Here is a 12,431-nt window from a genome sequence, read left to right as displayed (position 1 = left end):
TGTTTTAACAAATCAAAAGGGGTTTTGATAACTGGCTTAAAGCTGAAAGCTTTCCGGAACCCCCAGCCTAGCTGGGGTTTTTTTGTGCACAAAAAACGGGAACCATCAGGCTCCCGTTCTTCTTTAACCCGCAAGGCGGATTACATGTTCGCGATGATCGCGTCGCCAAACTCGCTACATTTCAGCAGTTTAGCCCCATCCATCAGACGTTCGAAATCGTAGGTCACAGTTTTGGCAGCGATTGCGCCTTCCATGCCTTTCACGATCAGGTCTGCGGCTTCGAACCACTGCATATGGCGCAGCATCATCTCAGCAGAGAGGATCACGGAGCCCGGGTTCACTTTGTCCTGGCCGGCATATTTCGGCGCGGTACCGTGGGTCGCTTCAAACAGTGCGCATTCGTCACCGATGTTCGCGCCAGGGGCGATACCGATACCACCCACCTGAGCTGCCAGCGCATCGGAGATGTAGTCACCATTGAGGTTCATACAGGCGATAACGTCGTATTCAGCCGGACGCAGCAGGATCTGCTGCAGGAACGCATCGGCGATCACATCTTTAATGATGATCTCTTTGCCGGTGTTCGGGTTTTTGATTTTCTGCCACGGGCCGCCGTCGATCAGCTCACCGCCGAATTCTTCGCGAATCAGCTGGTAACCCCAGTCTTTGAACGCGCCTTCGGTGAACTTCATGATGTTGCCTTTGTGTACCAGGGTCAGAGAATCGCGATCGTTGGTGATAGCGTATTCAATGGCCGCGCGTACCAGACGTTTGGTGCCTTCTTCGGAACACGGTTTGATACCGATACCGCAATGTTCCGGGAAGCGAATTTTCTTCACGCCCATCTCTTCGCGCAGGAATTTAATCACTTTTTCCGCATCAGCAGAGTCCGCTTTCCATTCGATACCGGCGTAGATGTCTTCGGAGTTTTCACGGAAGATGACCATGTCGGTCAGCTCAGGGTGTTTAACCGGGCTCGGCGTACCCTGGTAGTAACGTACCGGGCGCAGGCACACGTACAGATCCAGCTCCTGACGCAGGGCAACGTTCAGGGAACGAATACCGCCACCTACTGGGGTGGTCAGCGGGCCTTTGATGGCAACACGGTAATCGCGAATCAGATCGAGGGTTTCAGCCGGCAGCCAGACATCCTGACCGTAAAGTTGGGTAGATTTCTCACCGGTGTAAATTTCCATCCAGGAAATTTTACGCTCGCCTTTATAGGCTTTTTCCACAGCGGCATCGACCACTTTCAGCATCGCCGGGGTAACGTCGACACCGATTCCGTCACCTTCAATGAACGGGATAATCGGGTTATTCGGAACGTTCAGCTTGCCGTTTTGCAGGGTGATCTTTTTACCTTCCGCCGGAACAACTACTTTGCTTTCCATTCACCTCTCCTTCGAGCGCTTCTGGTTGTTACTGATTTTTGTTAATGAATTGTAATTAGCCCATCAATACTACCCGATAGTTGGGTGCCATGAAAGGCAATCATGATTCAGTTATAATGCTGTAAATGATAACTACTGAAAATACCATGAAGAAAACTTCTGATAGAAATCACCACCTTAAGCGATTCAGCTCACGACAAGCCACTAAGCCCGAACGTGAAAGCGGGCCAAAACGGGTGATTTTGTTCAATAAACCCTACGATGTTTTGCCCCAGTTCACTGACGAAGCGGGCCGCAGTACCCTCAAAGATTATATAACTGTTCAGAATGTATACGCGGCCGGGCGTCTGGACCGCGACAGTGAAGGGTTACTGGTACTCACCAACGACGGCGTGCTGCAGGCAAAACTCACACAGCCGGGGAAACGGACCGGGAAAATCTATTTTGTGCAGGTAGAAGGTGAGCCTGGTGAAGAGGCACTCAAAACCCTGCGCGAAGGGGTCACGCTTAACGATGGCCCAACGCTTCCGGCTGGTATTGAACGCGTGCCAGAGCCCGGGTGGCTGTGGCCACGCAATCCGCCGATTCGTGAACGAAAAGCTATCCCCACCAGTTGGCTTAAAATCACCCTTTATGAAGGCCGCAATCGTCAGGTTCGACGGATGACCGCACACGTGGGTTTTCCGACGTTGCGTCTCATTCGTTACGCGATGGGTAACTTTACGCTCGATGGCCTGGCCAACGGTGAATGGCGGGACGCGAAGTAAACACATTGTTTATCATCAATAATTTCTGCTAACGGCATGTATCAAGGATGAGGAAATGTATGCGCTTACGTATTGCCACCCTGTTGCTGCTATGCGCGGCATCGTCATACTCTTTTGCTGATGAAAATTGCGAGGCCCTCGGTGGGAGGGCAGCAGGCGAAGCGGACTATCTCTCAGAGATTGCCCACGTGAACAGCCCCACCCGCCTGCACTTCTATTCTGCCCCGGGTTCCGAGTGCCAACTGCCGACGTTTTTAGTCAACGGCGACGCGGTCGAAGTCCTGCGAAGCTCAGTGCTGTACGGAAAATCCGGCGGGGTATCATCCACGCATCCCTTTCGCTATGTGCGCTACCGCGATGCCAGCGGCGCATTCGCCGCCGGCTGGGTGACCGCCGATGGATTGACCACCTTACCTGCTCCTTTGCCCGTCAGCCAGGAATGCCAGGCGTGGGCCAACGACGCTTTGCGCACACGGGTACGAAACGCCCCTGCGGCCAATAACCAATTCCGCATTCAGGGTAAAGAACGGGCATCGTTTTACGCCATGCCTAACGACAAATGTCGCAGTTCGTCGGTATTTCTGGTGCCCGGTGATACGGTTTCGGCGCAGGAGCAGTCCGAAGATGATTTTCTTTAGGTAACCTGGTACGGTGCCGATCACCGTATCATCCGTGGCTGGCTTAAAAAATCGCAGCTCACCCCCACCGACAGCGGCGATCGTTATCGTGACGACATCAACCCGCTTTCTACCGATAAAGCCACGCGCGTAGCCACGCTGGCCCTGCGCACCGACTACCGCTGCGTTTTTTATGAAAGCTGGAATGCGCCAAAAGAGATTCAGATGATTGTCCGTGAAGATCACCAGTCAGCGCTCTGCCGTGGCGGTGCCGACAGCGAGACCGCCCCACCGGTGGCCTACATTAGTATCAACAAGCAGAATGGCGATATCAGCTGGCCGGATATGGCCGATGGCTTTGACGAATAACGTTGAGAAACCCGGAGGAAAGTATGTTTAAACCTCATGTTACCGTTGCCTGCGTTGTCCACGCGCAAGGCAAATTTTTGGTCGTGGAAGAGACAATCAGCGGCAAAGCATTATGGAACCAGCCCGCCGGGCATCTGGAAGCCAACGAGACGCTGGTGCAGGCCGCAAAACGCGAGCTGTGGGAGGAGACCGGTATTCACGCCACACCCGACGCCTTTATCCGTATGCACCAGTGGATAGCGCCAGACAAAACGCCGTTCCTACGTTTTCTGTTCGCCGTTGATCTTGACGATCTGTGTGCTACAGAGCCGCACGACAGTGATATCGACCGCTGCCTGTGGGTCAGCGCCGACGAGATCCTGAATGCCACGAACTTGCGATCGCCGTTGGTGGTGGAAAGCATCCGCAGCTGGCAAACCGGCACGCGTTATCCGCTGTCGATGATTGGCGAATTTAACTGGCCATTCAAGTAAGCATCTGCTTCCGATAAGAGCCGCATCACCGGCGGCTCTTTTACGCATTTCCCTGCCCCTTAATGCGATTAGTGCCAAAGTGAAATATTTAACCTCAACTTAACACACTAAGAAGTCACGCTACACTCAGCATATTCCTTCATCTTTACCTTTCCCCTCTGATTACTCCTGCTGTTTATGGGTCATTCTGCGCATTTATGCGCCAAAGCGATCGCGTCGTTAACAATTAAAGATCAAAAATCATACGCCGATAGACATCCAGGAAGGCAATCCCAACTTAAGGGATTTTTAATGACGCTACACGTTGAGACCAGAGGAACCGTGATGGCCAGACAGTATGTTCAAAGAAAGATGAGTACTCGCGCACAGATGTTGTTAACCGGCGCATTAACCATCACTCTCGGCTTTGTTGCAACGATCGGCGTGCTGAGCTGGCAGTCCAGCAATGAGCAAAAATCTCTGGCAGAGAATTACTTACACCAGATTGCACAAAGCGAAGCCCTGAAAATTCAGCAGGACCTTAACTATGCACGCGATGTGGCGCATAACCTCGGTCACAATCTGATTGCGTTACCTGACGCGGGGATAACGGATCGTAAAGTCGTCGATAAGATGATGGAATCCGCCCTGCGCGATAATCCTGATTACCTCTCCATCTCAGTGATTTTTGAAGAAAATGCCTTCGATGGCAAAGACGCGGAGTTCGCGGATAAGCCCGATCAGGCACCGGCAGGTCGTTATGCCTTCTTCGTTGACCACGATCAGTCAGGCAATTTTAAGATGCACCCGCTGCTCTCCTACATGACGCCAGGCCAGGGCGATTATTATCTGCTGCCGCAAAAATCCCAGAAAGACACGCTGATTGAGCCCTATAGCTACGCTTATAACGGCGTACCGACGCTGTTGACGTCAGTAGCTGCGCCGGTGGTCAGCCAGGGCAAACTGCATGCGGTGGTCACCTCAGACATCTCGCTTGCTTCGCTGCAGGAAAAAGTAAACCAGATTAAACCCTGGGAAGGCGGCGGTTACGCGGTACTGCTGTCGACGGCGGGTAAAGTCATCTCTTACCCGGACAAGAACCTGACGAGCAAACCCTTCCCGGGCAACACGAACAATTTCGCCCGGCAGGTGGTGGAACAACCCGATGCCATTCTTGGTGAGAATGCATTAGTCACCTGGCAACCAGTGTCGATTGGCAACAGTCCGGATAAATGGTACCTGGGCGTCGTGGCACCGGTCAGCCAGGTAATGGCCGCCGCCAACCGCCAGTTGATGAACGCCATCATCCTGATGGTAATCAGCATCCTGCTGGTGAGCGCCTTACTGGGCATGGTATTCAGCCGCAAAGTACTGAAACCGATCGGTGGTGAACCGCTGGAAGCCGCGACCATCGCGCTGGCCGTAGCAGACGGCAAACTGGATAACGAGATTAACGTGAAAGCGGGCGATCGCCGCAGCCTGTTCTTCGCCCTGCATACCATGCAGGCCCAGTTGCGCCAGATTGTCGGGCAGATCAAAGATGCCAGCGATTCCGTGCGTCAGGGGGCCGGTGAAATCGTCAGCGGCAACATCAACCTCTCTTCGCGCACAGAGCAGCAGGCCGCCGCACTGGAACAAACCGCCGCCAGCATGGAGCAGTTCAGTGCCACGGTGAAACATAATGCCACCAACGCCCACCAGGCCACGGCGCTGACCGCCAATGCAACACAAATTGCCAGCCGCGGTGAAGTGCTAGTCAGCCAGGTGGTGAAAACCATGTCGCAGATTGATGACAGCTCGAAGAAAATCAGCGATATCACCACCATGATCAACAGCATTGCCTTCCAGACCAATATTCTGGCGCTCAATGCCGCCGTTGAAGCGGCGCGCGCGGGCGAACAGGGGCGTGGTTTTGCGGTGGTGGCTTCCGAAGTGCGTAACCTCGCTCAGCGCAGCGCCAACGCGGTAAAAGAAATTGCCGCGCTGATTGAAGAGTCTAGCCAACGCGTCGAAAACGGCGTGCAACTGGTTAACGATGCCGGTAAAACCATGCAGGAGATGACCCAGGCGGTCAATTCCGTGCAGACCATCATCAATGAGATCGTCGTCGCTTCCGATGAGCAGGCCAAAGGCATTAGCCAGGTAACGATTGCGGTCAACGAGATGGACGGTGTCACCCAGCAGAACGCCTCGCTGGTACAAGAGATGGCAGCGGCGGCCAGTTCTCTCGAAGAGCAGGCCCAGCAGCTTGCACAAAGCGTGGAACAGTTCAGCATCGACGATCGGCGCGCTGCCTGACATCGCAACTGCATTTTGTTAACACCAACCCCAGCCATGCTGGGGTTTATCGTTGTGTGCCTGATTCCCCTCCCGCCATCATGCGGTAACGCGCGTCACAGAACGGATCGGCGGTAATTTCCACCTGACTTGTTGCGGATTGGTAATATGCAGGGGTGCCTGCGCGGCGAGTGCGTGATAGAATACGCCGCCTTGAAGTTCAATGTCGTGAGTATTCTATGTCTGATAGCCCAAAAAAAGTGATCGTCGGCATGTCCGGCGGTGTCGATTCTTCCGTTTCTGCCTGGCTGTTGTTGCAACAGGGTTATAAGGTGGAAGGCCTGTTCATGAAGAACTGGGAGGAAGACGACGGCGAGGAATACTGTACCGCAGCGGCCGATCTGGCAGATGCACAAGCTGTGTGCGACAAACTCGGCATTGAACTGCACACCGTAAACTTTGCCGCAGAATACTGGGATAACGTGTTTGAGCTTTTCCTGGCGGAATATAAAGCCGGACGTACGCCGAACCCGGATATTCTGTGCAACAAAGAAATCAAATTTAAAGCCTTCCTGGAATTTGCCGCCGAAGACCTGGGCGCGGACTATATCGCGACCGGTCACTACGTTCGCCGCGCCGATGTTGACGGTAAAAGCCGTCTGCTGCGCGGCCTTGATGGCAACAAAGATCAGAGCTATTTCCTTTATACGCTTGGTCATGAGCAGATCGCCCAGAGCCTCTTCCCGGTCGGGGAACTGGAAAAACCGGAAGTGCGTAAAATCGCCGAAGACCTGGGTCTTATCACCGCGAAGAAAAAAGACTCAACCGGTATCTGTTTTATCGGCGAGCGCAAATTCCGCGAATTTTTAGGCCGCTACCTGCCCGCCCAGCCGGGCAAAATTCTCACCGTTGACGGTGAAGAAATTGGCGAACATCAGGGGCTGATGTACCACACGCTGGGCCAACGTAAAGGTCTGGGGATTGGCGGGACTAAAGAAGGCAGTGAAGACCCGTGGTACGTGGTCGATAAAGATGTTGAAAACAATATTCTGGTGGTCGCGCAGGGGCACGATCACCCACGCCTGATGTCCGTTGGGCTGATTGCCCAGCAGTTACACTGGGTCAATCGCGAGCCGCTGGTCGGTACATTGCGCTGTACGGTGAAAACCCGCTACCGCCAGACCGATATTCCGTGCACCATTACCGCGCTGGATGACGACCGCATTGAAGTTCGTTTTGACGAGCCGGTTGCGGCGGTGACCCCAGGCCAGTCCGCGGTGTTCTATAGCGGCGAAGTGTGTCTTGGCGGCGGTATTATCGAACAGCGTATCGCGCTGCCGGTTTAATCGACGAGACAGAGATAGCGAATCAAGGAGCGAGTGTGGCTAAGAATTACTATGACATCACCCTGGCGCTGGCCGGTATTTGCCAGTCAGCCCGTCTGGTGCAGCAGTTGGCGCATCAGGGACATTGCGACGCCGACGCGCTCCATGTTTCTCTCAATAGCGTCATCGATCTCAACCCGGACTCGACCCTGAGCGTGTTTGGTGGCAGTGAAGCTAACCTGCGCACCGGTCTGGAAACGCTGCTCGGCGTACTCAATGCCAGCAGCCGTCAGGGGCTGAATGCCGAATTGACCCGCTATACTCTTAGCCTGATGGTGCTGGAGCGTAAGCTGGCGGGCCACAAAGGCGCGATGGATACGCTCGGCGATCGTATTGCCGGTTTGCAGCGCCAGCTCGAGCATTTTGATCTCCAGTCGGAGACGCTGCTCAGTGCTATGGCCGCGATTTATGTAGACGTGATTAGCCCACTCGGGCCGCGCATCCAGGTCACCGGCTCACCTGCGGTGCTGCAAAGCCCACAGGTACAGGCTAAAGTTCGCGCTACGCTGCTTGCTGGCATTCGTGCCGCGGTGCTGTGGCATCAAGTTGGCGGTGGCCGCCTGCAGTTAATGTTTTCCCGTAATCGCCTGACGACTCAGGCCAAACAAATTCTCGCTCATTGTTAACCTCCCGGAGTTCTGAACTATGGAATTATCCTCACTGACCGCCGTTTCCCCTGTCGATGGACGCTACGGCGATAAAGTCAGCGCGCTGCGCGGGATCTTCAGCGAATTCGGTTTGCTGAAATTTCGTGTACAAGTCGAAGTACGCTGGTTACAAAAGCTGGCGTCACATGCAGCGATCAAGGAAGTTCCTGCTTTTGCTGACGACGCAAACGGTTTCCTCGATAAAATCGTCGCTGACTTCAATGAAGAAGACGCTGCGCGCATCAAAACTATCGAGCGCACCACTAACCATGACGTCAAAGCGGTCGAATATTTTCTGAAAGAAAAAGTGGCGGACATCGCACAGTTACATGCGGTCTCTGAATTTATCCACTTTGCCTGCACCTCAGAAGATATCAATAACCTGTCCCACGCGCTGATGCTGAAAACCGCGCGTGATGAGGTGATTCTGCCGTACTGGCGCCAGGTGATTGACGCGGTGAAAGACCTGGCCGTGCAGTATCGTGATATCCCCCTGCTTTCTCGCACCCACGGGCAGCCGGCTACGCCGTCTACCCTCGGTAAAGAGATGGCTAACGTGGCCTACCGTATGGAACGCCAGTATCGCCAGTTGAACCAGGTGGAAATCCTCGGCAAAATCAACGGCGCGGTGGGTAACTACAACGCCCACATCGCTGCCTATCCGGAAGTGGATTGGCACCAGTTCAGCGAAGAGTTCGTGACCTCCCTGGGTATCCAGTGGAACCCGTACACCACGCAGATCGAGCCGCACGACTATATTGCGGAACTGTTTGACTGCATGGCGCGCTTTAACACCATCCTGATCGACTTCGATCGTGACGTCTGGGGTTACATCGCCCTGAACCACTTCAAACAGAAAACCATCGCTGGCGAAATTGGTTCGTCCACCATGCCGCACAAGGTTAACCCGATTGACTTCGAAAACTCCGAAGGCAACCTCGGCCTGTCCAACGCGGTGCTGCAACACCTGGCCAGCAAACTGCCGGTTTCCCGCTGGCAGCGCGACCTGACCGACTCCACCGTGCTGCGTAACCTGGGCGTGGGCGTGGGCTATGCGCTGATTGCCTATCAGGCAACGCTGAAAGGCGTGAGCAAGCTGGAAGTGAACCGCGACCGTCTGCTGGACGAACTGGACCACAACTGGGAAGTGCTGGCAGAGCCGATTCAGACCGTTATGCGCCGTTACGGTATCGAAAAACCGTACGAGAAGCTTAAAGAGCTGACCCGTGGTAAGCGTGTGGATGCCGAAGGCATGAAACAGTTCATCGACAGCCTCGCACTGCCGGAAGACGAAAAAGTCCGCCTGAAAGCGATGACCCCGGCAAACTACATTGGTCGCGCCACCACCATGGTCGACGAACTGAAATAAACGTTACCGTTTAGCCTTTAAAAAAGGTCCGGGCACTCTGTGTCCGGACCTTTTTATATTCCCCCCGTCCATGCTTCCTTCCTGCTGATTGACGTAATCCATTAGGGTTAGTTCGTTTTTTAATCTTTTCAGCTTGATTTCAGACAAATAATGCATCGCTATATATGTGAATATATAACGACAGATTATTGATGATCCAGGATGGACACCATGCCGCTTACCCGCAGAACCTTTCTTCAGGCCTGTTATCAACCAGCTTGTTTCCCGGTTTTCCTGCTTTTGCCGCCTCTCCCCTGACCTTGAGCATTGGCAGTGTGCCTGCGCCTTCCACCATTAACCGTATTGTCAGCGCGGGTGGACCAGCCGACCTGCTTCTGCTCGCCGCCGCACCGGAAAAACTGGCGGGCTTTTCCTCCTTTGATTTTTCCCACGCCCCGATTCAGGTATTGCCGGAGGCGATCCGCAGATTACCCAAACCAGGGCGACTGGCTGGACGCGCGACCACGCTGTCGATGGAGCAGTTGATGGCGCTCAAGCCGGATGTGATTGTCGATTGCGGTAACGCGGATGAGACCTGGACCTCGCAGGCGCGGCGGGTCAGCGAACTGACGCACATCCCCTGGGTGCTGATAAGCGGCGAGCTGGCCTCCTCCCCCGCGCAGCTCCAGGCGATAGGTGCGCTGGCGGGCACAGAAACCCGCACCGCCCGCCAGGCCGAACTGGCAAAACACTTTATCGATGATGCACAGGCCTGAGTCAGGTGTCACTGGAAAACCTGCTGCAGTGGCAGCCGGACATCGTGCTGGTGCAGGAAGAGACCACCCGCCAGTACATCATGCAGGATCCTGCATGGCAGGGAGTCAATGCGGTAAAAAATCAGCGCATCCTGCTGCTCGACGGCCTCCCCTTTGGCTGGCTGGACGCACCGCCCGGAATCAACCGTCTGGCCGGTCTGCGCCGTCTGCATGCGTGGCTTGCGCCGGAAATCGCCCTCCATTTCGAGGACGATCTCACCCACTACAGCGAACTTTTCTGGCATGAACCACTCAGCAAAGCAAACTTTGAGAGGCTGATGAAGGCGGCATGAAATTCTCGCTTCTGGTTGGACTTTTGACTGCCATCACGGTGTTGTGTGTGCTGGCGGCCATGATGTACGGTCCCTGGCACCTGACGCTCTCTCAGGTTATCGCTCTGCTTATGCAACGCGACAGTGATGCGCTCACTGCTCAGGCAGGCATCGTGCTCTGGCAGATCCGCATCCCTCGCCTGTTCGCCGCGTTGCTGATCGGTGCCGCGCTGGCAGGGGCCGGTACCACCTATCAAGGGAGCTTTCGCAACCCGCTGGTGTCACCAGATATTCTGGGTGTCGCCGCCGGTGCCGGGCTCGGGGCCTGCCTTGGGATCTGGTGCGGGCTGTCGATTGTCTGGATCCAGATTCTGGCGTTTTGCGGTGGCTTACTGGTGGTGGCAGGCGTCTGGCTGATTACCCTTAAAGCCTCGCGGCACGATCCGGTATTGACGCTGGTACTGGCGGGTATTGCGCTGGGAACCCTGTGCGGTGCGAGTATCTCGTTAATCAAAACGCTGGCCGATCCCTATACTCAGCTTCCTTCGATCACCTTCTGGCTGCTCGGCGGGTTATCGTCGATCGCCACGTCGGATCTGATGTTTGCCGGCCCGGTGATGGTGATAGGCGCGATCCCGCTGTTTCTGCTGCGCTGGCGAATGAATTTGTTGACCCTCTCCGATGACGAAGCCACTTCACTCGGTGTGAACGTGACGCGCCTGCGCTTAACGCTGGTGGTGTGCGCGACGCTGATAACCGCCAGTGCCGTGTCCGTGGCGGGAGTTATTGGCTGGATCGGGCTGGTCGTTCCGCATATTGGCCGCCTGCTTATCGGTAGCAACCACCAGCGCCTGTTGCCCATCGCCATGATCGTCGGGGCCACTTTACTGCTGTTGACCGATACCCTCGCCCGCACGCTCAGCGCCACCGAAATCCCACTTGGCATCCTCACCGCCTTTATCGGCGCCCCCTTCTTTCTGCTGCTGTTGCCACGAAGAGGCCACCCATGAGCGTAGAGATCAACCACGCCTCGCTGGGCTATGCGGGCCGGACCGTTTTGCAAGACGTCTCGTTCACCCTGCAAAGCGGCTCGCTGTGCTGCCTGCTGGGGGCCAACGGCAGCGGCAAAACCACCCTGATGCGCAGCATTCTGGGCGTATTGCCACTACGCAGCGGAGAGATCCTGCTCAACGGTCAGCCCGTCGGGCTGCTTTCCCCTGCCGCCCGTGCGCGCGCCATCGCCTGGGTGCCGCAGGCGCACGAGGGGGCATTTGCCTTCTCGGTGATGGACATGGTGATGATGGGGCTAATCCCGCATCTGGGCACTTTTAGCCAGCCGGGACGTAAAGAGCGCGACGACGCCGCAGACCAGTTGGCGGCACTCGGCATCACCCATCTTGCCGGGCGTAACTGGAAAGAGCTGAGCGGTGGCGAACGCCAGTTAGTGCTGATTGCCCGCGCCCTGGTGCAGCGCCCGCAGTTACTGTTGCTGGATGAACTCGCCTCCAGTCTCGATTTTGGCCATCAGATTAGCCTGCTGGAAACCTTGAAACGGCTTCAGCAAACCGGCATGACGCTGTTAATGGCAACGCACCATCCCCAGCACGCCCGCGCTATCGCCGACACAGTTATCCGCATTGAGCCAGATGGACGCGTCACGCAGGGGCCTGTCAACCATCAGTTGCAGGTGGAACACCTTGCCGAACTCTATCGGGTCACACCCGAACAGATACGCCACCACCTGGGCAACACACACATAAAGGAATAATGATGCTCATTGACGATATTGATTTTGCCCACCTCTATCAGCAGCAGTTGCAACTGGCCGGGCGTACGGAAAAAACGCCGGATCACTGGGATGCCAAAGCTGAAAAAATGGCCGCCAGCTGCGCCGCCCCCACCGACAGCTACTTGCAGCAGTTACTGGCGAAAATCGACCTTACCGACGCGCACAGCCTGTTCGATATGGGCTGCGGCCCAGGAACGGTGGCCCTGGCGCTGGCGGAATAAATAACCTCCGGCATAGCCGGAGGTTTTTCTGATGCGCCTATAAGGCTCTCTTACCAGCCGCGCCCTAACAGGCGCATACGA

The 12,431-nt window shown here is 55.5% G+C and carries 11 protein-coding genes and 2 pseudogenes; 12 read left to right on the top strand and 1 reads right to left on the bottom strand.

Annotation, left to right across the window (positions count from 1 at the left end):
* Positions 1-140: 140 nt before the first annotated feature.
* Positions 141-1,391, bottom strand: coding sequence for an NADP-dependent isocitrate dehydrogenase (gene icd / locus ACSZPU_RS18220; RefSeq protein WP_499001622.1), 1,251 nt, complete (start codon positions 1,389-1,391; stop codon positions 141-143).
* A gap of 125 nt (positions 1,392-1,516) precedes the next feature.
* Between icd and rluE the strand changes: the two genes are divergently transcribed.
* The 12 genes and pseudogenes from rluE to ACSZPU_RS18160 all read left to right on the top strand — a co-directional run.
* A complete protein-coding gene (gene rluE / locus ACSZPU_RS18215; protein WP_499001618.1) occupies positions 1,517-2,158 on the top strand; it encodes a 23S rRNA pseudouridine(2457) synthase RluE in 642 nt (213 codons plus the stop codon).
* Between the two features lie 59 nt (positions 2,159-2,217).
* Positions 2,218-2,796, top strand: coding sequence for a hypothetical protein (locus ACSZPU_RS18210; RefSeq protein WP_499001616.1), 579 nt, complete (start codon positions 2,218-2,220; stop codon positions 2,794-2,796).
* A 204-nt stretch (positions 2,797-3,000) separates the two neighbouring features.
* Complete coding sequence (locus ACSZPU_RS18205; RefSeq protein WP_499001615.1) at positions 3,001-3,144, top strand: hypothetical protein; 144 nt, start codon at positions 3,001-3,003, stop codon at positions 3,142-3,144.
* Positions 3,145-3,167: 23 nt separating this feature from the next.
* Complete coding sequence (locus ACSZPU_RS18200; protein WP_499001613.1) at positions 3,168-3,617, top strand: NUDIX hydrolase; 450 nt, start codon at positions 3,168-3,170, stop codon at positions 3,615-3,617.
* Positions 3,618-3,941: 324 nt separating this feature from the next.
* Complete coding sequence (locus tag ACSZPU_RS18195; RefSeq protein ID WP_499001610.1) at positions 3,942-5,894, top strand: methyl-accepting chemotaxis protein; 1,953 nt, start codon at positions 3,942-3,944, stop codon at positions 5,892-5,894.
* A 182-nt stretch (positions 5,895-6,076) separates the two neighbouring features.
* Positions 6,077-7,219 carry a tRNA 2-thiouridine(34) synthase MnmA gene (gene mnmA / locus ACSZPU_RS18190; RefSeq protein WP_499001624.1) on the top strand — a complete coding sequence of 381 codons (1,143 nt, stop codon included), beginning with the start codon at positions 6,077-6,079 and terminating at the stop codon, positions 7,217-7,219.
* A 35-nt stretch (positions 7,220-7,254) separates the two neighbouring features.
* The gene (gene hflD / locus ACSZPU_RS18185) at positions 7,255-7,884 is read left to right on the top strand and encodes a high frequency lysogenization protein HflD (protein ID WP_499001608.1); all 630 of its coding nucleotides are present in this window, start codon (positions 7,255-7,257) and stop codon (positions 7,882-7,884) included.
* A 19-nt stretch (positions 7,885-7,903) separates the two neighbouring features.
* The gene (gene purB / locus ACSZPU_RS18180; RefSeq protein ID WP_499001606.1) at positions 7,904-9,274 is read left to right on the top strand and encodes an adenylosuccinate lyase; all 1,371 of its coding nucleotides are present in this window, start codon (positions 7,904-7,906) and stop codon (positions 9,272-9,274) included.
* Between the two features lie 210 nt (positions 9,275-9,484).
* Positions 9,485-10,361, top strand: a pseudogene (locus ACSZPU_RS18175) (ABC transporter substrate-binding protein).
* Positions 10,358-11,350, top strand: coding sequence for a FecCD family ABC transporter permease (locus ACSZPU_RS18170; protein ID WP_499001604.1), 993 nt, complete (start codon positions 10,358-10,360; stop codon positions 11,348-11,350). The pseudogene ACSZPU_RS18175 and the gene ACSZPU_RS18170 overlap by 4 nt, the downstream one beginning before the upstream one ends.
* Positions 11,347-12,108, top strand: a complete 762-nt coding sequence (locus ACSZPU_RS18165; RefSeq protein ID WP_499001602.1) for an ABC transporter ATP-binding protein — start codon at positions 11,347-11,349, stop codon at positions 12,106-12,108. Before ACSZPU_RS18170 ends, ACSZPU_RS18165 begins: the two co-directional genes overlap by 4 nt.
* A gap of 2 nt (positions 12,109-12,110) precedes the next feature.
* Positions 12,111-12,347, top strand: a pseudogene (locus ACSZPU_RS18160) (class I SAM-dependent methyltransferase); the annotation flags it as partial.
* Positions 12,348-12,431: the final 84 nt, after the last annotated feature.

Origin of the sequence: Phytobacter sp. V69 (assembly GCF_965644215.1) — a bacterium.
GTDB lineage: Bacteria > Pseudomonadota > Gammaproteobacteria > Enterobacterales > Enterobacteriaceae > Phytobacter.
The sequence above is the reverse complement of the archived record's forward strand: the minus strand, read 5'-3'. Positions and strand labels throughout refer to the sequence as shown.